Here is a 22,003-nt window from a genome sequence, read left to right as displayed (position 1 = left end):
AAGCCAGAGAGCGTATTTTTATTTATTATCAAAATGTCAAAATGCTGATTCAAAGAGTTGATAAGAAGAATTGATTCATGCTCTCAAATAAAGTAATAAATTAATTCTTTTTTCTCTTCTCAATAAATTAACATATCTCGTGTAACTAAATGATTATCCCATCACTGCTTGAACAATTGCACTAACTACGATTACTACGATTGATCCAATTAAAACACCGCGACGTACTTTCATTTGTTTTACTTTTGCATCTTTGTCAATTGCTTTTGATTCAGCTGACATTAGACGGTTAATGTTTTGTGTATAACGGTCAATGATAATTGCTAGAATAACTAGTGAAATACCATTAACGAAACCTGTACCAACTTGTGCTCTTTGTACAGCTGATAAAACACCACGTCCAAGACCAGGAGCACCGATCATTGATGACATAACAACCATTGATAGTGACAACATGATTGTTTGGTTGATACCAGCCATAATTGTGTTTTTAGCAAGTGGTAAATCTAGTTTGAATAAACGTTGGCTTCCTGTTGAACCAAATGATTCAGCAGCTTCAACAAGTTCTTCAGGAACTTGGCGAATACCTAAGTTTGTCATTCTAACTGTTGGTGGTAACGCGAAGATAACTGATGAGAATACACCAGGAACAACACCGATACCGAAGAAAGCAACAGCAGGAATCAAGTAAACGAAACCTGGCATTGTCTGCATGAAGTCAAGAATTGGTGTGATAACAGCTTGTGCACGATCACTTTTTGATGACCAAATACCAAGAGGTACACCAATAATAACAGAAACCAAACTTGAGATAAGTACCAATGTAAATGTACTCATTAAGTCTGACCATAAATCTTGATTTAGTACAAATAGTAGTCCAATTAAACTAAAAGCTGCTAAACCAAACTTACGTCCTGAAATAAAGAACGCACCGATTACAACGATTGCAATCATAACAAATGGGTTAATCCATGTTAGGTAACCCGTCATCCAATCCATCAATCCTTGACCAATTGTTTGAATGAAGTTAAATAGTGGAGCTAGTGTATTGGTTAACCAATCTGTTATTGTTTCAACCCAGTCTGCAACTGGTAATTGTGAAATTAACATGTTAGGTAACATTATTTATCCCCCTTTTCAGGTTGAACATCTACAATATCATTAGTGTCGATACTTTCAGCATCTTCATCAGCTAATGCTTCGATTACTCGACCACGGATAACAACACCTAAAACTTTACCATTTTCTGTAACAGCAACTGGTGTTTTAGCATCGTAAATAACATTGAAAATGTCATTAACAGTTGTATCTTTTGCAATTGTAGGAATTGAAGTATCTAGATATTCTACTAAATCTTTTCCTGTGTTTTTAGCATCACGTGCAGCTTCAGCTGTGATAACACCTTGTAACTTACGGTCACGATCAACAGCAAGTAACATTGAAATCTTATCGTGTTTCATACGACGCAATGCAATATTTGGACCTTCTGCTTGAATGTTCAACAATGAAGCAGGTTCCATAATATTTTGTGCAGTTAACACACGTGAGTAATCAACGTCTTGAACGAATGTTTTAACATATTCGTTAGCAGGGCTTGTTAAAATTTCTTCCCCTGTACCAATTTGTTGGATTTGACCATCACGCATGATTGTAATTCTGTCACCTAAACGAAGAGCTTCGTTCAAGTCGTGAGTAATGAAGATGATTGTTTTGTGTAATTTTTGTTGTAATTCTAACAGTTCATCTTGCATTTCTTTACGAATCAATGGGTCAAGAGCTGAGAAAGCTTCGTCCATTAGTAAAACTTCTGGATCATTAGCAAGCGCACGAGCCAGACCCACACGTTGTTGCATACCACCTGATAATTGACTAGGTAGTTGATCTTTAAAGTCGTACAAGTGTAAGTTCTTTAGAGCTTCTCCTGCACGTTTGTTACGTTCTTCTTTTTCAACACCACGAATTTCTAATCCGTAAGCTGTATTTTCTAGAATTGTACGGTTTGGGAAAAGACCAAAGTTCTGAAATACCATACTCATTTTAGTACGGCGAATTTCACGTAATTTATCTTTGTCTACTTTAGCGATGTCATCGCCATCAACCATAACTGAACCATCTGTCGGTTCAATTAAACGGTTAATCAAACGAATCAATGTTGATTTACCAGATCCTGAAAGACCCATGATAACGAAGATTTCGCCTTTTTCAACTTTGAAACTTGCATCGTAAACCCCTACAGTTGCACCGGTCTTACGCAAGATTTCATTTTTACTCTTTTTATCTTTAACCATTTCTAGAGCGGCTTTAGTTTTTCTACCAAAGACTTTTGTTAAATTTTTAACTTCTACTACTGGCATGGTTACCTCCATAAATTTTGTTAAGATGATTAACAGACTATAACATATAATCATAAAAAGGCACTTTTTGTCAAGATTACTACTAATGTATAGTTTGTTTTTTCATCTTATATTAATTTAATAATACACTGATTTTAGAATAACAACCTGAATAACCTCGAGTAAAAACCTTGTTAAATAAGGAAACTCACGTTTTTCATAATCTGAAAATCAAAAATTTTCGATAAGTTATTCTGAATTTCTTGACAGGTATATATTACCATATTTTGTACCCAAGTGACAAATATAGTCACTTTCAAAGTGACAAATATAGTCACTTTTTAGTAAAAAACCACCTACAAAAAGTGTTGTAGGTGATTTTTTTAGTTATTTGCTACTGTTAATCCAAGTATTAACTTTATCTTGATTTTTTGAAATCCAATCTTTTGAAGCATCTTGTGGTGACTTACCTGCACGGATTGCAAGCATTACTTCATTAATATCTTGGTCACTCCACTTGAATTGTTTTAGAATATTGTAAGCTTCTGGCTTATCATCTTTTAATCCTTGGCGAGCAAAGGTATTAATTGTTTCTGATTCACCAAATCCTTTTTTGGGATCTTGTAAGAATTTGACATCATATTCACCAAAAATCCAGTGAGGTGTCCAACCACTAATAATAATTTCTTTGTGGTTTTTAATAGCTTGTCCTAGTGAAACAGCCATTGCACCTGTAGATGATGATTCAATCTTCCAACCATTGTCTTTTAGGTTAGCATATTGATCGATTACTGATTTAGTTGCGGCAGTCGCACCTGAACCAGGCTCATTAGTTACAATTGTTTTGTTCGCTTGATCTTTAAGATCATCAATAGAGTTAACGTTCATATATGATGGCACAACTAATCCTAATTGCGCACCTTCATAGTTTGCACCCAATAAATCTAATTGATCTTTGAATTTTTCGTATTGTGCTTTATGAGTTAATGGTAACCAACCAGCAAGTAATGCATCGGCTTGCTTGTTAGCAACTGCTTGCCACATAACACTATTATCTAGTGGTGTTGCATCAACATTATAACCAGCATCTCTCAAGATTTGTGCTGCTACGTTTGTGGTTGCCACAGCATCGTCCATTTCAAAGTAGGCTAGTGTGATATTACCTTTTGATGTTGTACCTGATTGACTAGCTACAACTGTTTGTGTAATAAATCCACCTACTAATACAACTAATGCAACAATAGTACCAATTAGACGGTTACGTTTTTTCGTTTGGCGAGCAGCTTCATCAGCAATATTTTCACTCATAATACGGTTAAGACCTTGTGTATAACGGTCAATAATAATCGCTAGAATAACGATAGATAGTCCGTTAACAAACCCACTACCCACTTGCGCTCTTTGAACAGATGATAAGATACCACGTCCAAGACCTGGTGCACCAATCATTGATGAAATAACAACCATTGAAAGTGACAACATCACTGTTTGGTTAACACCAGCCATAATCGTGTTTTTAGCAAGTGGCAAGTCAAGCTTGAATAAACGTTGGCTAGCTGTTGAACCAAATGATTCAGAAGCTTCAACTAATTCACCCGGAACTTGACGGATACCTAAGTTTGTCATTCTAACTGTTGGTGGTAGTGCAAAGATAACTGATGCAAATACACCAGGTACAACACCAATGCCGAAGAAAGCAACAGCAGGAATCAAGTAAACGAAACCTGGCATTGTCTGCATGAAGTCAAGAATTGGTGTAATAACAGCTTGTGCACCGTTACTTTTTGATGACCAAATACCAAGTGGTATCCCAATAATTACAGCTAGTAAACTTGAGACCAGAATCAAGGTAAATGTGCTCATTAAGTCGCTCCAAGCACCTTGGTTTTCAACAAACAGTAATCCAATTAAGCTAAATGCGGCTAAACCGAACTTACGTCCTGAAATAAAGAACGCACCAATTACAACAATGGCAATCATCACGAAAGGATTAATCCATGTTAGGTAGTTAGTAATACCGTTCATTAAGCCTTGACCTACTGTTTGAATAAATCCAAACAAACCAGAAAGAGTGGTTGTTAGCCATTGCGTAATAGCTTCAACCCAATCAGCAACTGGCAGTTGAGGAACTGACATGTTGAATAACATTATTTATCCCCCTTTTCAGGTTGAACATCCACAATATCATTAGTATCGATACTTTCAGCATCTTCATCTGCTAGTGCTTCAATAACGCTACCACGAATAACAACACCTAAAACTTTTCCGTTTTCTGTAACAGCAACTGGTGTTTTTGCATCGTAAATGATATTAAAGATATCGTTAACAGTTGTATCTTTTGCAATTGTAGGAATTGAAGTATCTAGATATTCTACTAAATCTTTTCCTGTATTTTTAGCATCACGTGCAGCCTCAGCTGTGATAACACCTTGCAACTTACGGTCACGGTCAACAGCAAGCAGCATTGAAACACGATCGTGCTTCATACGACGCAATGCAATATTTGGACCTTCTGCTTGAATGTTCAACAATGAAGCAGGTTCCATAATATTTTGTGCAGTTAACACACGTGAGTAATCAACGTCTTGAACGAATGTTTTAACATATTCGTTAGCAGGGCTTGTTAAAATTTCTTCTCCTGTACCAATTTGTTGGATTTGACCATCACGCATGATTGTAATTCTGTCACCTAAACGAAGAGCTTCGTTCAAGTCGTGAGTGATGAAGATGATTGTTTTGCGTAGTCTTTGTTGTAATTCTAGCAATTCATCTTGCATTTCTTTACGAATCAATGGGTCAAGAGCTGAGAAAGCCTCGTCCATTAATAAAACTTCTGGATCATTAGCAAGCGCACGAGCCAGACCCACACGTTGTTGCATACCACCTGATAATTGACTAGGTAGTTGATCTTTAAAATCATATAAGTGTAAGTTTTTAAGTGCTTCTTCAGCACGTTTATTACGTTCTTCTTTTTCAACGCCACGAATTTCTAATCCGTAAGCTGTATTTTCTAGAATTGTACGGTTTGGGAAAAGACCAAAGTTTTGGAAAACCATACTCATTTTAGTACGGCGAATTTCACGTAATTTGTCTTTATCTACTTTAGCAATATCATCGCCATCGACCATAACTGAACCATCTGTTGGTTCAATCAGACGATTGATTAAACGAATCAATGTTGACTTACCGGATCCTGAAAGACCCATGATAACAAAGATTTCACCTTTTTCGACTTTGAAACTTGCATCATAGACCCCTACAGTTGACCCTGTTTCGCGTAAAATTTCGTTTTTACTTTTCTTATCTTTAACCATTTCTAGAGCCGCTTTAGATTTTTTACCAAAGACTTTTGTTAAATTTTTAACTTCTACTACTGGCATGGTTACCTCCATATATTTTTGTCTTAATTTCTTAAGTGACCACATTATTAAAACACCTAGGGTCACTTTTGTCAAATAAACGCCCTCAGACTACCTCGACATGAGCAAGTTAACGACTCTTTGATAAGCGAACTCATCACCTACAAAATAGATAACATCGCCCACTTCAATTTTAGCTAAAGGACCTGGGGAAACAATCATTTTATTTTTGTGTTTTACTGCAACAATTGTCGCACCTGTATTGTGCCAAAAGTTCAGTTCACTAATATTTTTTGAATGATCTTCAAAATCCTCTGTGACTAACAGTTCATAAGGAATTAACGTATTATCTTCATTAAAACGTTTAGTTTGATCAACTAATTTGTTCAATAATGTAATGAATTCTTTTGATTCTGATTGTTGACGTTTAATACTGTGATTAAGATCTTGTTTAATCGTTGTTAAACTTCTAACATCTTGATGCTGCTTAATAAACTCTTGTGCACGAGCTTTTGAAGAAACAAAAAATCCCGATCCATGTTTAACTTCTACAATAGAAAGATCGGCTAAAATTGTAATTGCTTTTCTAGCGGTTTCTGGTGAAACTTGAAATTGCATGGCTATCGTTGAACGTGCTCTTAATTTTTCACCTTCAACATATCGACCTTCTACAATTCTTTCCGCAATGCCGATTGCAATTTGTTGGTATCTTGGCTGTACTGATTGTGTTGCATTCGCCATAAAAAACAACTCCTACCATAATATGATGACATAATTTACATTACTCCTTAGAAATACTACCACAAGATTACCCAAAGTGACAACAGACTATTTAAGTTGTTGTGACCGCTAGTGTTTGATTTCCTTAATAATATTTCTAATATTACTTGATTTAAATAAAAAAATTTAGTAACATGTTTGAGGTTTTGAATATTTTTACTATTTTAATTATTTCGGAGGTCTCTATATATGAAAAAGCGTTATCTTTTTGGAATTATTTCAACACTAGCTGTTGTTTCACTAGCTTTAACAGGTTGTACAAACCGCTCAAAGCAAGCCACTCAAACAACTAGTGAAGTTAATCAAACATTTAAAACACCTACAGCTGTTACAGTTTTAGGTAGTATTGATGATAAATCTTTCAACCAATCTGCTTGGGAAGGTCTTCAACAATGGGGACAATCAAAAAACTTGAGTAAAGGTGTTGGTGGTTTCAACTATGCAGCTGCAACACAAGACTCAGATTTAACTTCTCAAATTAACAATCTAATTAAGAACAAATACCAAATGATTTTTGGTGTTGGTTACCGTTTATCTAAATCAATTGGTGATGCTGCTAAACAAAATCCAAATACTAACTTTGCGATTGTTGATGACGTGATTGCTGACCAAGCAAACGTTGCATCACTTACTTTCAAAGATGATCAAGCAGCTTATCTTGCTGGTGTTGCTGCAGCTCTTACAACAAAAACCAACAAAATCGGTTATATCGGTGGTGTTCAAGGTGAAGTTTTAGGAAACTTTGAACGTGGTTACCGCGCTGGTGCTAAATCAGTTAACCCTGATATTTCAATCGATATTAAATACGCTGGTTCATTCAGCCGTGCTGACTTAGGTAAATCAATGGCAACTGCAATGTACAACACAGGTGTTGATGTTATCTATCAACTTGCTGGTGAAACAGGTACAGGTGTCTTCTCTGTTGCCAAAGATTCAGCAAAAAGTGGTAATAAAGTTTGGGTTATCGGTGCTGACCGTGATCAAACTGACGAAGGTCAATACAGTGGTGGAAATGTTACGCTAACTTCTTCTATTAAAAACCTTTCAAGCGTTATCAAAGATGTTGCAGATAAAAATGCAAATGGCGAATTCCCTGGTGGAAAACACGAAATCTATGGACTTAACGAAGATGGTGTTGATTTAGTTAAGGGCCAACTATCTGATGATGCTTGGGCAAAAGTTGAACAAGCTAAACAAGACATTATGGCAGATAAAATTACTATTCAATAATGATAAAACTAAAAAACAACTAGTTGAAGCTAGTTGTTTTTTTAGCACCAAAATAATAAAATACGAACATTAATCGAATTATATCAAAAAACATACAGTTTTTACTTTTTTATTTTATCCTGTTCTGTTATTATATTCATGTAATCATTTTAGACGATACGTCTATAACGGAGGAAATCATGAATAAATTAATCAAAAAAATAAGCTTAGCTATCTTAGCCCTTGGAATTATCATTCCATTATCTGCCTGTACCAATCGTTCGGCTTCAAACAATTCTGAGTCTAAAAATAAAGATAACTCATTAGCCGTTGCTTTATTAACTGACCTAAACGGAGTTGACGATAAATCATTTAACCAATCTGCTTGGGAAGGATTAACCAAATGGGGTAAAGAACACAACTTAACTAAAGGTTTAGGTGGTTATGATTATGTTCAATCTCATCAAGATTCTGACTATCCTGTTAACATCAACAAACTCATTAAAAACAATTACAACTTAATTTATGCTATCGGTTACAAGCTTGATAAAGCCGTAACTGATGGTGCCAAACAAAATCCAAATACTAAATTTGCAATTATTGATACTGTGGTTCCTGATTTAGATAATGTAACTTCATTAACTTTTAAAGATAATGAATCAGCTTACCTTGCTGGTATGGCAGCTGCTTTAAATAGTAAAACTAAAAAAATTGGTTTTGTCGGCGGTGTTAAAGGTGAAGTTATTAATCGTTTTGAAGCAGGTTATGTAGCTGGTGCTAAAGCTGCTGTTCCTGATATTCAAGTTGACGTCAAATACGTTGGCGCATTTGATAAAGCCGATGTTGCTAAATCAATTGCAACTGCAATGTACAACAATGGTAATGATGCAATTTATCAAGCTGCCGGTAGTGCTGGACTTGGCGTTTTCTCTAGTGCAAAAGATGCTCGTAAGAGTGGTAAAGATGTTTACGTTGTGGGTTGTGACCGTGATCAAACTGAAGAAGGTCAATATGATGGTGGTAACTTAACACTAACTTCATCAATTAAAGCCTTAAATACAGTTGTTGAAGAAGTTTCAAATGAAACTCTTGCTGGCAACTTCCCTGGTAAACAACATAAAGTCTTTGGACTAAAAGAAAACGGTGTTGATATTTCAAAAGGTCAACTATCAACTGATATTTGGAACAAAGTTGAACAAGCTAAACAAGATATTATTGATGGAAAAGTAACTGTTCCTGAAAAACCATAATCTTAGTTTTTTAACTCATCACCAAATAGTAAGAGCTGAAACTAACTTCAGCTCTTATTTTTATGCTTAACCTTTATTTAACAATTGGTTATTTTTCGATATAATAGTAGTAATAAATGGATGACGAAGGAGTTACAACAGATGCAATCAAATTTTGATCAAGCTTCATGTGCGATTGAGCTCAAGCACATGACAAAAGCGTTTGGTGATTTTAAAGCCAACAATGACATTAATTTAAAAATTAAAAAAGGACAAATCCACGCACTTCTAGGTGAAAACGGTGCGGGTAAGTCTACCATGATGAATGTTTTATCTGGTTTGTATCAACCTACTAGTGGTGACGTTTTCGTTAATGGTGAAAAAGTTGAAATGACTTCTTCAAAAGACGCCAACAATCTCGGAATTGGGATGGTTCACCAACATTTCATGCTAGTAGACGACTTTACCGTTATTGAAAACATTGTTTTAGGAGCAGAACCAACTAAAGCGGCTGGAATTTTGAACCTTAAACAAGCTAGACAAAAAATCATGGACTTATCCGAAAAGTATCATTTAGAAATTGATCCAGATGCAAAAGTTCAAGATATTTCCGTAGGTATGCAACAACGTGTTGAAATTTTGAAATTACTTTATCGTGATGCTAACATCTTAATTTTTGATGAACCTACAGCTGTTTTAACACCATCTGAAATCACTGAATTAATGGCCATCATGAAAGAAATGGTCCAAGAAGGTAAATCAATTATCTTGATTACCCACAAGTTAGATGAAATCAAAGAAGTTGCTGATGAATGTACCGTTATCCGTCGTGGACAAATTATCGGTAGTGTTTTAGTTAAAGATTCATCTGAACAGCAACTAGCCGATATGATGGTTGGTCGTGAAGTTAGCTTCAAAACCGATAAAACAAAATCAAAACCTGGTGAAGCCGTTCTTAAAATCGAAAACTTATCGGTTAGAGACAGCCAAAAAGTTGAACGTGTTAAGAACCTTAGTTTTGATGTTCATGCTGGCGAAGTTTTAGGAATTGCCGGTGTTGACGGTAACGGTCAAAGTGAACTAGTGCAAGCAATCAGTGGGCTTGAAAAATCTGCATCTGGCTCTATTACACTTGATAACCAAGATATTACCAACTTGAAAGTACGACAAGTAACTGAAGCTGGTCTTGGTCATATTCCTGAAGATAGACAACGTTTTGGGTTAATTTTACCAATGACGGTATCTGAAAATATTGCCCTACAAAGTTACTACCGTAAACCTGATTCTGCTCACGGTGTTTTAAACTACAACTACATGAATGAACATGCTCGTCATTTAATTGAACAATTTGATATCCGTACTTCTTCAGAAAAAAGCGCAACAGCCGCACTTTCAGGTGGTAATCAACAAAAAGTCATTATTGCTCGTGAGGTTGAACGCAATCCTAAATTATTAATCGCAGCTAATCCAACTCGTGGACTTGATGTTGGTGCGATTGAATACATTCATAAGCGCCTTGTTGATCAACGTGATAAAGGCAATGGTGTCTTACTTGTTAGTTTTTCATTAGATGAAATTCTAAATGTTTCTGACCGTATCTTAGTGATGCATAACGGTGAAAACATGGGAATTGTTGAAGCAAGTAAAACTTCTGAACAAGAACTTGGTTTGATGATGGCCGGAACACCGCTTGATAAAATCAAAAAAAGCAAACGAAAGGTAGCAGATAAATAATATGTCAAAGAATTGGAAAAGTCGTTTAAGTATACCTTTAATTTCGATACTAGCCGGTTTTATACTCGGTGCAATTATTATGTTGTGTTTAGGATATGACCCTATCATGACTTATGAAGCTCTATTCATGGGAGCTTGGGGAGATCCTAACTCAATTGGTGAAACTCTTCGTCAAGCAACACCTTTAATTTTAACTGGTCTTGGATTTTCTGTAGCTACTTCTGCTGGATTCTTCAATATCGGGGGAGCTGGTCAATACCTAGTCGGTTGGCTATCTTCTATCTGGTTTGTGTTATCTTTCCCTTCACTACCTGGATTTGTTTTGATTATCGGATCAATTGCTGCTGGTGCAATCGCTGGTGGTATTTGGTCAGGAATCGCAGGTGTCTTACGTGCTTACCTAAAAACAAATGAAGTTATTACAACTATTATGCTAAACTACATCGCTTTATACCTATCTAACTGGATTGTAAAATCATTCTTAGCAAATGGCGATGCTGACTATAGTCAATCAATCCCACAAAGTGCTTCATTACGTTCACCGTTTTTGATGGAATTAACAAATAATTCAACTTTCCACTATGGTTTATTCATCGCAATCGTGATTGCTATTATTATTGCTTTTGTTATGAAGAAAACAACAGTTGGGTATGAAATCCGTTCTATCGGTTTGAATTCTGACGCTTCAAAATATGCAGGTATGAGTACTAAAAAAGTGATTATTTTAGCGATGACATTATCTGGGCTACTTGCTGGTATTGGTGGGGCTGTTGATGGAATTGGTAACTACCAAAACATCTTAGTTCTAGCTGGTACACCGGCAGTCGGATTTGATGGATTAGCCGTTGCCTTACTAGCTTATGGTAATCCTATCGGAATTGTGTTTGCTTCACTATTATTTGCCTCACTAAAAATCGGTGGTTTAAATATTCCTGTCGTTTCAAACACCCCTTCAGAAATTGTTGATATTGTGATTGCACTAATCATCTTCTTTGTCGGTGCAAGTTACCTATTCGAATATATTTCTAAAAAAATGAAAACAAACAAAGCTAAAGGAGGTAAAGCATAATGAATACTATGACCATTTTAATGACAATCGTTTCGACAACTTTAATTTATGCTTCTCCGCTTATTTTTACATCACTAGGTGGGACTTTTTCTGAACGTGGTGGAATTGTTAACGTTGGACTTGAAGGAATTATGGTAATTGGTGCCTTTGCTTCAACTGTTTTCAGTATCTCATTCAATGAAACATTTGGTGCATCAACACCTTGGTTGGCACTTTTAGTTGGTGGTATTTTTGGATTACTTTTCTCAATTGTCCATGCTGTAGCTACCGTTAACCTACGTGCTAACCACATTATCAGTGGTACTGTACTAAATATGTTAGCACCTGCTGCTGCGGTTTTCTTAACTAAAGTTATTTATGAAGGTAAAGGTCAAACACCTATTATCCAACAAAATATGTCAACAACTGACATTCCTGTTCTTTCTAATATTCCGATTATTGGTGAGATTTTCTTCAGCAATACTTTGATTATTGGTTGGATTGGTATCTTACTAGCCTTTGTTTCTTGGTGGGTTCTTTACAAGACTCGCTTTGGTTTACGTTTAAGATCTGTTGGTGAAAACCCAGAAGCTGCAGATACATTAGGAATTAGCGTTTACAAAATGCGTTATTCAGCTGTTTTAATCTCAGGTCTTCTTGGTGGTATTGGTGGTGCAATTATGTCCCAAGCTATCACCTTAAATTACAACGTTTCAACAATTGCTGGACAAGGATTTATGGCGCTTGCTGCAATGATTTTTGGTAAATGGAATCCAATTGGTGCCATGTTTGCTGCCTTATTCTTTGGATTCGCTCAAAGTTTATCAATTGTAGGTGCTTACATTCCAGTTATTTCAGGCTGGAACGACGTTGTCTTCAAAGTTGCCCCATACTTAATTACAATCGTTGTACTTGCCTTCTTTATCGGTAAATCTACTGCACCAAAAGCAGACGGCGAAACCTTTATTAAGTCTAAATAAAAAAACACAATCTCATTGAGATTGTGTTTTTTTGATATCGTCAATAATATCTTGTAATGTTTGTTCTTTGAGTTGATTCTCCATTGTCTGTTGCATAATTTCATATCTTGTCTTCAACACTTCTGGCACTGCACGTGTTAACGGACAGGATTGATCAACCTTTTCATCCACATTTAAAATTTTATAATCAGGTGTCACGGCCTTAAAAATTTGATATAACGTGATTTCTTGAGGCTCTTTTGAAATCGTTGTTTTGGCTGACCCTCGAGTTGAGTTAATTAATTGGCTCTTTTTCAATTCAGACATGATGCGTCTAACCACACAAGCTGAACTATTGAATTGAGCTGCAATTTTTTGACTAGATAACTGTTCATTTTCACTAGTCGCAATCGCTACTAGAATATAAACAGCATTACTAAATTTAGTATTTGCGATAATACCAGCCTCCTGTTTAAATCATCAATAATTGTCTACTATCTTTTACTACTATACCCTAATTGATTCATTAACAAAAGTACGTTAAACTAATTATACTTATAAAAAATAAGAAAGAAGGCCTTTTCATGAGTAAAAATGAACAAATTTTAGAAGTAATGAACCGCAGATATGCTACCAAATCATTTGATGGTACTAAAAAAATCAACAACGAAGATTGGCACACTATTATAGAATCTGGCCGTTTATCTCCTAGTTCTCTTGGTTTTTCTCCTTGGAAATTTTTATTAATTGAAAACGAAACAATCAAAGAAGATTTAAAAGATATTGCTTGGGGAGCTAATGCAAGTTTAAATGGTGCTAGCCATTTTGTTATTTTCTTAGCACGCAAAGATGTTCAACCAAAAAGCGACTATGTTAAACATTTTATCGAAAACGTTAGTCAAAGAACTTATGACCCTGAATCACCTTTTTTAAAACGCGTTGATAGTTTCCAAAAAAATGACTTTAAATTAGATAATGCTCACGACCTTTATCATTGGGCTGCTAAACAAACTTATATTGCCTTAGCTAATATGATGACAACTGCTGCCTTTTTAGATATTGATAGCTGTCCAATTGAAGGATTTAATATTGATCAAGTAGAAACTTATCTTGAACAAAAAAGGTATCTTAAATCGCGAAGAATTTGGGGTTTCGTTAATGGCTGGTTTTGGTTACCGTGACGAAGAAATCACACCTAAAAAACGCCTACCACTATCTGAAGTCTATGAAGTAATTGATTAATCTTTTTGATTGACAAATAACCTAACTACTCTTACAATAAAGTTGTGATATAAAAAGTAACAACTAAAAAATAAATACAAGAGGTGCTTTATATGAATAACTCATTTATCGATTTAATGAAAAAACGTCGTACCATCTACGCTCTAGGAAAGAACGTTTCACAATCTAAAGAAGAAATCTCAACTGTTATTAAAGAAGCAGTTAAGGAATCACCAACAGCCTTTAACAACCAATCAACACGTGCTGTCATTTTGTTTGGTGACTCATCAGATAGAGTTTGGGACATTACCATTGATGTTTTAAGAGGCATTATTAAAGACGATGCTGCATTCGAACAATCAAAACAACGTGTGTCATCTTTCAAGAATGGTATTGGAACAATTCTTTACTTTACTGACTCAAATGATGTTGAACAAAGTAAAAAAGATTTTGCGATGTATGCTGATAATATCTACGATTGGAGCGAACAAGGTATTGGAAGTGCTCAGTATAGCGTTTGGGCTGCTTTAGCTTCAAATAATATCGGAGCTAACATTCAACACTACAATCCAATTATCGATGACAAAATTAAAGAAGCATTCGATATCCCAGAAAACTGGGTATTAAGAGCTGAAATGCCTTTTGGTTCAATCGAAAACCCTGCAGGTGGACGTTCAGAAATGAACGATGACGACCGTTTCAAAGTTTTTGAAAACTAAATTTAAAGCAAAAAAATAAAGTGCACATCGTGCACTTTATTTTTTTATAGTTTTTGTTGTTCTTCAAAAACTGAATGTATTGATTTTTTATCATAGATATGTTCAATAGCATTGGCAAATAAATAATCCACAGATAAACGTTTGATTTTTTCTGGATATTGTTCTGCTGGTAACTCAATTGAATCCGTAACTGCAATTTCTTCAATTGGCGCTTCATTTAATAAATCGCTTGCCCCGCTAGATAGTAAAGCGTGAGTTGCAGCAGCATAGATTTGTTTTGCACCAGCTGCTAATAATGATTTAGAAGCATAGGCAAAACGCACACCTGTATCAATCATATCATCAACTATAATTGCTTTTTTGCCTTCAACATCTCCAATAACATCTTTGACCGCCTCTGTGTCATAATGTGGGCCACGTTGGTCAATAATCGCAATTGGGGCATTAAAGTATTCCGCAAATCTTCTCGCTAGTTTTGTTCCACTATGATCAGGTGAGATAATCACAATATCCTCTTCTTCAAAACGTTTAGAGATGAAATATTTGGCTAAGATTGGAATAGCTTGTAAATGATCAACTGGAATATCAAAGAATCCCTGGATTTGATCAGCGTGTAAATCAAGTGTAATCACACGATCTGCACCAGCTTCTTCAATCATATTAGCCAATAATTTAGCTGTAATTGGTTCTCTTGAATGCGTTTTTCTATCTGCACGAGAGTAAGCAAAATAAGGAAGTACCACGTTAATTTCATGTGCAGAAGCACGTCTTAATGCGTCAATCACAATCAATGTTTCCATGATGTTTTCATTAATTGGATCTTGTAATGATTGAATCACATAAATATCATCACCACGAATGGTTTCATCAATGTTCACTTGAATTTCACCATCACTAAAGTGACGTGTACTTGTTTCAAGTAAAGGAGCACCGATTTTAGCTGCAATCTTTTCAGCTAACGGCAAGTTCCCATTTAGTCCCAGTAACTTAATCGAATGTTTTGATGTCGACATAATTATTAAATCTCACCTTTATATTTGTTATTTTTCAATTCTAGTTTACCAAATAAATGTCGTCAATAGTTAAAAAATGCTATAATCAGTTCAAATTTATTATTTGGAGGTTTCAAATGAGTATTAAAAACGCTAATCTTAACCGACAAGATGTCGATATTAACTATACTTATGACTTAAGTGATTTGTGCGAAAACAATACCGATTTTTTAAATCAAACTGAGGCACTACTTACGCAAGTTAGCCAATTTAGTGAACAATATGGCAACCGCTCACTCAATATGGACGAAATCAAAACTGCACTTAGTGACTATAATGATTTATGGTATCGAGCAGATATTTTATTAAACTATGCTTTTTTAAATCAGTCAGTTGATTTATCAAATACTGAAAATAACGAGATTGCCTTTCGTGGTGACCAAATCGAAGCGGAATTAACAACACGTTTACAGTTTTTTGAAGACTTATTATTGAAATTGCCTAATGAAAACTTCAAAAAGTTGATGGTAGAAAGTCCTCAATTCAAAGGCTTTTTACGTAATCTTAAACAAAAACAAAAAATCGCCCCAAACAAAAAAGTAGAACAAACATTGAATAAATTAATGCCTGTTCTACAAGGACCTAGCCGACTATATGGGCAAGTGATAGGGGCTGACTTAACTTTTGAGGACTTTATAGTAAATGGTAAAACTTACCCCTTGTCATTTAGTTTATATGAAGATTACTATGCCTTTCATCATGATACTGAGGTTAGACGTGGGGCTTTTGATGCTTTCTCAAAGCAACTCAAAAACTATCAAGATACGCTAGCAGCCAATTATCTTAATAAAGTAACTAGCGAAAAAATACTGGCAGACTTATATGGATTTGATTCAGTCATTGATTACTTGCTGTACAATCAAGAAGTTTCGCGTGAAATGTTTGACCGTCAAATTAATCTCATTATGAAAAAATTTGGGCCAATTGTTCAAAAATATTTGCGATTTTTAAAGGATGAACATCATCTAGACCAACTTACTTTTGCTGATCGTTTAATTGATATTGATTTTGACTACGCACCAAAAGTCTCAATTGATGATTCAAAAGACTACATCAAAAATGCTTTAGAACCGCTAGGATCAGATTATCAACAACTTATCTTAAAAGGTTTTGATGAGCGTTGGGTTGACTTTACTGCGAATAAAGGAAAAGAAACAGGTGCTTTTTGTGCTCAACCATACCAAAAGAAACCAAAAATCTTACTTTCTTGGCAAAATACACTTTCAGATGTTTATACACTTATTCACGAGTTAGGACATGCTGGACAAGGTATTTTAAGTAGTGAAAACCACACTTATTTAGACTTTAATCCGTCAACGTATATTGTTGAAACCGCTTCTACATTCAACGAACTGTTGCTAACTGATTATCTTTCAAGAACCAGTCAAACTAAACAACAAAAACGATTTGCCTTAGGTAAATTGTTTAATAATACCTATTTCCACAACTTTGTTACTCACTTACTAGAAGCTGCTTTTCAACAAAAAGTTTATCAATTAGTGGATGAAGGAAAAAGTTTTAACGCTGAAGTCCTTAACCAAATCAAGTTAGATGTGCTTAAAAAATTTTATGGCGATAGCTTAAGCTATAACGAGGGTGCAGAATTGACCTGGATGCGTCAAAGTCACTATTACATGGGGCTTTATAGTTACACTTATTCAGCTTCATTAACTATCTCAACTCAAGAATTCTTAAAGTTTAAAGAAAATCCAGCAGAAGAACGCCAAAAGTGGTTAGACTTTTTAGCCATTGGCAATTCATTATCCCCTATCGATTCTGCTAAAAAACTTGATATTGATATCACAACTTCTCAACCGCTTGAAAATACGATTGATTATTTTGAAAAGGTTGTCGATGAAATCATTGACTTATCAAACTAAAAAAATCCTAGCTAATAGCTAGGATTTTTTTAATTGTAGAAATTTTTTAAAGTTGGTGCTAAATACAAACTGTGGATAATATAACTATCGTGCGTTTGTTTTGGCATAACCATTAATCTTGCGTTTTTAATTTTGCTAGAAAACTCACGGGTATGTTCAATCGTAACGACATCTTTTTCACCGACCATTGCAATAACTGGAACGGTAATTCGTCTTAGTTGTGCATCTGTGATTGGCGGTTGCGTGAGCATTAATTTTACTAATGGATTAGGTTTAACTAGATTTTCGACTTTTAACTTCAATCGCTCTTTTCTAGTCAATCCTGATACATCAGTATTAGCTCCAGCCACTACTAATTTGCGTAAAATGTTAGGATATTGACTCGCCAGCATTAACCCGATAATCCCACCATCACTAAATCCGAATAAGTAAGGCTGTTTGAGATTTAGTTTGCGAATAAAACTGGCAACATCTTCAACCATATCTTGATAAGAAAACGTTGATGGGGTTTCACTTTGGCCATGTCCTCGGCTATCGATGATATACACCGTATATTGTGCACTTAAAGCAGCCATTAGTCGATCAAAAATGCGGCTGTCTTCTTGATTACCGTGCAATAAGATGAGTGGATGCCCTGATCCAAGTTTTTGATAGTTTAATGAAATATTATTGACTTTGATATTCATTTTTTTCCTCTTCAATACTCGTTTCAATCTCTTGTTGCAATATTTTTTGTTTTTTAGCGGGACGGTTAGTCTTTTTTGACATGCTTAAATTGATATATAGTCCGTGACACTTCACCATTGCCACCGCAAATTCTTTTAAATCGATATTATGTATCAAACTGTCATCACGTTGAATATAGTGATAAAGCGGTTTAGTGCTGTAGAAAAATAAACCTTGCGCTTTTTCTAGGTACTTCAAATTAAAATATTGGTCTTCCATAATTGAAATTGTCTCATCAAATTTCAAATGATGTTGGCGAATTAAATCAATTCGATAACATTTATTCCAAGTATAACCCTTTACGCTACCACCAGGTCTAATCACCTGTGTAGCCATCTGACCTCTATCTAAAATTTTTGACTCGCTTTTTTTATGTGCAACCTTGCTTGGCTTACCTTCATAATCAATGAAAAAGCTACTTGTTGCTAAATCAACCTGATGTTCTGACATGCTTTTGATAAAATGATCTGTAAACTCTGGTTCAACCCAATCATCACCATCTAAAAATGTTAAGTACGGTGTTTCAACATTATCAAGACCCGTATTACGAGCTGCAGATAATCCCATATTGGGTTGTGACACCATCTTCAAATATTTAAATTGATGACGATAAGATTCGACAATTTTAGGTGTACTGTCTGTTGAACCATCATTAACAACCACTATTTCAAAATTTTTGTTTGTTTGCGCTAGTAAACTGTCTAGACCCCTTTTAATATAACCCTCAACATTATAAACCGGCATTATAACTGTTAATAATGGCTTTTCATACATTCTTTATCTTCACCTTTCATCGTGTTTATCATCCTCATTCTACATATAAAAATGGCTTTCTTAAACTATTTTACACTTTTTTAAGACTTTGTTAAAGGTTTATCCAAACGACTTGTTCGCATTTAACGTTTCAAACGCACCCTTTAGCCCTGAATCACTAGCATAAATGCATAGTCCTCTTACACCACGTTTCAATAAAACGTTAACTGCATTCATCATGATTTGCGATTTTATTTTTAATAGCTGTTGATTGGTTGATTGATCAGACCGTTTTTTGAAAGCCTCAAAATCTTGATACTTATCTGGTTTTGGAATAATTAGATTACGACTTTGATTATAAGTAATTCCAGGTCCCAAAATGACACCTGCATAATTTAAATCAAAGCCTTGAATCGTATAAATCGATCCTACCTCGTCAATTGTCTCAGGTCTTTGTGCCCATGGCAAATGAGGATTGATATCATGATCCCAAGGTAATTTGAATCCTGGTTCAATAATATAATGCAACCTGTCATCCATCTTATACGGATAATCAGCTGTACTAATCAAGCGTGATAAGCCATACTTTTCATTTTTTTGCTTTAAATCAACATACATCTGAGATAAGTCCGTATACAACCGAAAATCGTAATCTTTTGTTTGCGGATATGAAGTTAGCTGACGTTTTTTTGCAAAATTATCAATCCATGTCAATACTTCAGGTGGTGCTTGCACTCGAAATTGACCACGCAATTCAATTTCTTTATGAGAATAAAACTTTAAGATTGATTGCATTTTTTGTTGGTTCCAGAAGCTTTTCGTTTTTAAAACTTGGTGGTCATCAAAAACTACAATAACAATCTGGGCTCGTTTAATTAACTCAACTAGCTGATTGTCTTGATTGAACTTATTATATCGGTCAGGTTGTGTCAGCAACAAATGACCTTCATCAATCACAACAACATCTGCTTTTTCATTATTTTTTTGCAGTCTATTAATAAGCGGCGTTGGTTTTTGAATATCTTTTTTATAAAGAAAAGGTTCTTTTCCTGCAATCTCTTTATAAATTTTAATCATTTCAGCGTGATTAACGGTTAAATAATTAGTTGTTTGATAGAGTGGCGAATCAGAATGTTTGCGACTTTCAAGTTGAAGACGCTTAAACAAAGCCATAAGTACAACACTTTTGCCCGTTCCTGCATCCCCATCTAATTTTACAACATAAGGATTATCATCTTCTAAATGCTCAACAATGATTTCATACAATTCATCTAATACTCGCTTTTGTTCGCAACTTAACTGTTTAACTTGATTAAGCCTATCTTCGGCACGATTTGTCAAAATCCTAAACTTCTTTCTTAATTTTGATCCATTGTTTTATTCAATAACTCATCCACATACACATTACCTGCGTTAGTAGCATGTCCTTTAGTCCAAGAAAATGCTGCATTTTGAAATTCTGGCAATAACTCAAATACCTTTTGCCATAATTCTTTATTCTTTAACTCCCCATTTTGACGCTTAAAGCCATTTTTAGCCCAACTCTTCAACCAGCCCTGTCTAATAGCATCTAAAACATATTTGGAATCTAAGATAAACTCGACTTCATCTGGATTTAACTTTAGCGATTTAATCCCTGCCATTGCTTTTAGTAAAGCCATAATTTCCATCCGATTATTTGTCGCACCTGCTTCAAATCCTGTTCCTTCATAATTTTGACCTGGTGTTTGAATCAAAAATGCCCACGCTGCTTTATCGGTTGCTTGAACCTTTCCACCTTTATAATTACCTGTGTTTCTCGAGCCACCGTCTGTATAAACTTTAATGGTATGCTGTGTTTCTTTTCTTTGCCAATTATTTTGAGGTGATACCGCTTGGTTAGTCCCCGCAATAAAGTCACTAGCTGCTTGCTTTGTCGCAAAACTTTTATAGCTAGCACCTTTATAACCTTCGACTTGAGCTTTGGCACTAGCCCAATCTTGATAAATTCCGGCTTTTCGCCCTTTTTTTACTGCATAATATTTCATCATTTTTTCCTCCAGACAATTCCTTTATATTTCTCATTTTAACAAGTTTAATGTAAAATAATACTACTACATGACACAGGGAGGAAGATACAGATGAAAAAGAAAAAATCAGATTCTTACCTCTCTATTGTAATGGGGATTTTGACTAGTTTTGGCATTCTCAAGCCTTTTTTAAGACTCTTTAGCAAAAAGTATCGCTATAAAAAAAGAGAACCCGATTTTAAACCTAGCAAACAAATTCCAACATTTTATGTTCACGGTTTTCGGGGCAATGACTCTTCGACGCAACAAATGGTCGATGCTGCGATGGCTTACAGTCAAAATAAAACCTTTTTACGTGTTACAATCGATTTACTAGGAAATATCGATTATGATGGTGATTTAGGCGATGGTCCTCATCCTATTGTACAAGTTGTTTTTAAAGATAGATTTGTGGGGAATGTGGGTATTACACGTTACTTAGATATGATTTTGCCAGCTTTAGCTAATACTTATCACTTTACACAGTATAACGCCGTAGGACATTCTTTAGGGGCTACTAGTTTGGTACTTCAAGCTATGAAAAAACATCGCACCCGGCATTTCCCCAGACTAAATAAACTCGTCTTACTTGCTGGGCCCTTTGATGGCGTGGTTTACCTGGGCGATTTTCCAAACGTTAATCAGCTGACTAAAAAAGGACGGCCCATTTTAATGAACTTACGTTATCTGCAACTACTGCTCAAACGTCGCCGCTTTCCTAAAAATGTCCGCATTTTAAATATGTATGGCAATGTAGATGATGACTCTAATACTGACAAATACATTTCAGTTATCTCAGCAAGATCTATCAAGTATATTCTTTCACCAATTGTTAAAGAATTCCATGAATTTGAACTCTTAGGTGAATTTGGCGAACACAGTTTAATTCATGATAATCGCTATGCTATTGATGTGTTAAATCGATTTTTATACTCAAATGAAATGGAGTGAGT

At 35.2% G+C, this 22,003-nt stretch carries 18 protein-coding genes and 2 pseudogenes; 9 read left to right on the top strand and 11 right to left on the bottom strand.

Features of this window, described 5'->3' with window-relative positions; all coding sequences use genetic code 11:
- Window positions 1–174: 174 nt before the first annotated feature.
- The 5 genes and pseudogenes from R4Y45_RS01725 to R4Y45_RS01705 all read right to left on the bottom strand — a co-directional run.
- A pseudogene (locus tag R4Y45_RS01725) lies at window positions 175–1,122 on the bottom strand (ABC transporter permease); the annotation flags it as partial.
- Window positions 1,122–2,354: a quaternary amine ABC transporter ATP-binding protein gene (locus tag R4Y45_RS01720; protein WP_339968656.1), complete on the bottom strand. Its 1,233-nt coding sequence runs from the start codon at window positions 2,352–2,354 to the stop codon at window positions 1,122–1,124. The pseudogene R4Y45_RS01725 and the gene R4Y45_RS01720, both read right to left, overlap by 1 nt.
- 366 nt (window positions 2,355–2,720) lie before the next feature.
- Window positions 2,721–4,469 (bottom strand): ABC transporter permease/substrate binding protein, encoded by a 1,749-nt coding sequence (locus R4Y45_RS01715; protein WP_339970237.1) that lies wholly within the window; start codon window positions 4,467–4,469, stop codon window positions 2,721–2,723.
- A gap of 11 nt (window positions 4,470–4,480) precedes the next feature.
- Window positions 4,481–5,713, bottom strand: coding sequence for a quaternary amine ABC transporter ATP-binding protein (locus tag R4Y45_RS01710; RefSeq protein WP_339968654.1), 1,233 nt, complete (start codon window positions 5,711–5,713; stop codon window positions 4,481–4,483).
- A 90-nt stretch (window positions 5,714–5,803) separates the two neighbouring features.
- Complete coding sequence (locus tag R4Y45_RS01705) at window positions 5,804–6,433, bottom strand: GntR family transcriptional regulator (protein WP_339968651.1); 630 nt, start codon at window positions 6,431–6,433, stop codon at window positions 5,804–5,806.
- Between the two features lie 228 nt (window positions 6,434–6,661).
- Here R4Y45_RS01705 and R4Y45_RS01700 point away from each other — a divergent pair, with 228 nt between their 5' ends.
- The 5 genes from R4Y45_RS01700 (at window position 6,662) to R4Y45_RS01680 (ending at window position 12,672) form a co-directional block, all read left to right on the top strand.
- Window positions 6,662–7,702 (top strand): BMP family lipoprotein, encoded by a 1,041-nt coding sequence (locus tag R4Y45_RS01700; protein WP_339968649.1) that lies wholly within the window; start codon window positions 6,662–6,664, stop codon window positions 7,700–7,702.
- A gap of 179 nt (window positions 7,703–7,881) precedes the next feature.
- Window positions 7,882–8,931 carry a BMP family lipoprotein gene (locus R4Y45_RS01695; protein ID WP_339968647.1) on the top strand — a complete coding sequence of 350 codons (1,050 nt, stop codon included), beginning with the start codon at window positions 7,882–7,884 and terminating at the stop codon, window positions 8,929–8,931.
- Window positions 8,932–9,072: 141 nt separating this feature from the next.
- Window positions 9,073–10,644 carry an ABC transporter ATP-binding protein gene (locus R4Y45_RS01690; protein ID WP_339968645.1) on the top strand — a complete coding sequence of 524 codons (1,572 nt, stop codon included), beginning with the start codon at window positions 9,073–9,075 and terminating at the stop codon, window positions 10,642–10,644.
- 1 nt (window position 10,645) lies between these two features.
- On the top strand, window positions 10,646–11,713 hold the full coding sequence (locus R4Y45_RS01685; RefSeq protein ID WP_339968643.1) for an ABC transporter permease: 1,068 nt from the start codon (window positions 10,646–10,648) through the stop codon (window positions 11,711–11,713).
- Window positions 11,713–12,672, top strand: a complete 960-nt coding sequence (locus R4Y45_RS01680; protein WP_339968641.1) for an ABC transporter permease — start codon at window positions 11,713–11,715, stop codon at window positions 12,670–12,672. Before R4Y45_RS01685 ends, R4Y45_RS01680 begins: the two co-directional genes overlap by 1 nt.
- A gap of 12 nt (window positions 12,673–12,684) precedes the next feature.
- Here R4Y45_RS01680 and R4Y45_RS01675 read toward each other — a convergent pair whose 3' ends face one another.
- Entirely contained in the window at window positions 12,685–13,107 is a 423-nt protein-coding gene (locus tag R4Y45_RS01675) for an Rrf2 family transcriptional regulator (RefSeq protein WP_339970236.1), read from the bottom strand.
- Window positions 13,108–13,235: 128 nt separating this feature from the next.
- Between R4Y45_RS01675 and R4Y45_RS01670 the strand changes: the two are divergent.
- Together R4Y45_RS01670 and R4Y45_RS01665 are read left to right on the top strand one after the other, a co-directional pair.
- A pseudogene (locus R4Y45_RS01670) lies at window positions 13,236–13,893 on the top strand (NAD(P)H-dependent oxidoreductase).
- A gap of 92 nt (window positions 13,894–13,985) precedes the next feature.
- Window positions 13,986–14,591: a nitroreductase family protein gene (locus R4Y45_RS01665; RefSeq protein ID WP_339968639.1), complete on the top strand. Its 606-nt coding sequence runs from the start codon at window positions 13,986–13,988 to the stop codon at window positions 14,589–14,591.
- 44 nt (window positions 14,592–14,635) lie between these two features.
- On the opposite strand, the gene R4Y45_RS01660 is transcribed toward R4Y45_RS01665, so the two are convergent.
- Window positions 14,636–15,604, bottom strand: a complete 969-nt coding sequence (locus R4Y45_RS01660; protein WP_339968636.1) for a ribose-phosphate diphosphokinase — start codon at window positions 15,602–15,604, stop codon at window positions 14,636–14,638.
- A 116-nt stretch (window positions 15,605–15,720) separates the two neighbouring features.
- Between R4Y45_RS01660 and pepF the strand changes: the two genes are divergently transcribed.
- Window positions 15,721–17,523, top strand: a complete 1,803-nt coding sequence (pepF, locus tag R4Y45_RS01655; protein WP_339968635.1) for an oligoendopeptidase F — start codon at window positions 15,721–15,723, stop codon at window positions 17,521–17,523.
- Between the two features lie 29 nt (window positions 17,524–17,552).
- Here pepF and R4Y45_RS01650 read toward each other — a convergent pair whose 3' ends face one another.
- From R4Y45_RS01650 to R4Y45_RS01635, 4 genes are all read right to left on the bottom strand, one after another.
- Window positions 17,553–18,209: an alpha/beta fold hydrolase gene (locus R4Y45_RS01650; protein ID WP_339968633.1), complete on the bottom strand. Its 657-nt coding sequence runs from the start codon at window positions 18,207–18,209 to the stop codon at window positions 17,553–17,555.
- A complete protein-coding gene (locus R4Y45_RS01645) occupies window positions 18,190–19,023 on the bottom strand; it encodes a glycosyltransferase family 2 protein (protein ID WP_339968631.1) in 834 nt (277 codons plus the stop codon). Before R4Y45_RS01645 ends, R4Y45_RS01650 begins: the two co-directional genes overlap by 20 nt.
- A 99-nt stretch (window positions 19,024–19,122) precedes the next feature.
- A complete protein-coding gene (locus R4Y45_RS01640) occupies window positions 19,123–20,343 on the bottom strand; it encodes a DUF2075 domain-containing protein (protein ID WP_339968629.1) in 1,221 nt (406 codons plus the stop codon).
- Window positions 20,344–20,360: 17 nt separating this feature from the next.
- The gene (locus tag R4Y45_RS01635; RefSeq protein ID WP_339968627.1) at window positions 20,361–21,032 is read right to left on the bottom strand and encodes a ribonuclease H family protein; all 672 of its coding nucleotides are present in this window, start codon (window positions 21,030–21,032) and stop codon (window positions 20,361–20,363) included.
- Window positions 21,033–21,122: 90 nt separating this feature from the next.
- Between R4Y45_RS01635 and R4Y45_RS01630 the strand changes: the two genes are divergently transcribed.
- Window positions 21,123–22,001, top strand: a complete 879-nt coding sequence (locus tag R4Y45_RS01630) for an alpha/beta hydrolase (RefSeq protein ID WP_339968626.1) — start codon at window positions 21,123–21,125, stop codon at window positions 21,999–22,001.
- Window positions 22,002–22,003 lie beyond the last annotated feature (2 nt).

The organism is Holzapfeliella saturejae (genome assembly GCF_037546065.1).
Classification (GTDB): domain Bacteria; phylum Bacillota; class Bacilli; order Lactobacillales; family Lactobacillaceae; genus Holzapfeliella; species Holzapfeliella saturejae.
The sequence above is the reverse complement of the archived record's forward strand: the minus strand, read 5'-3'. Positions and strand labels throughout refer to the sequence as shown.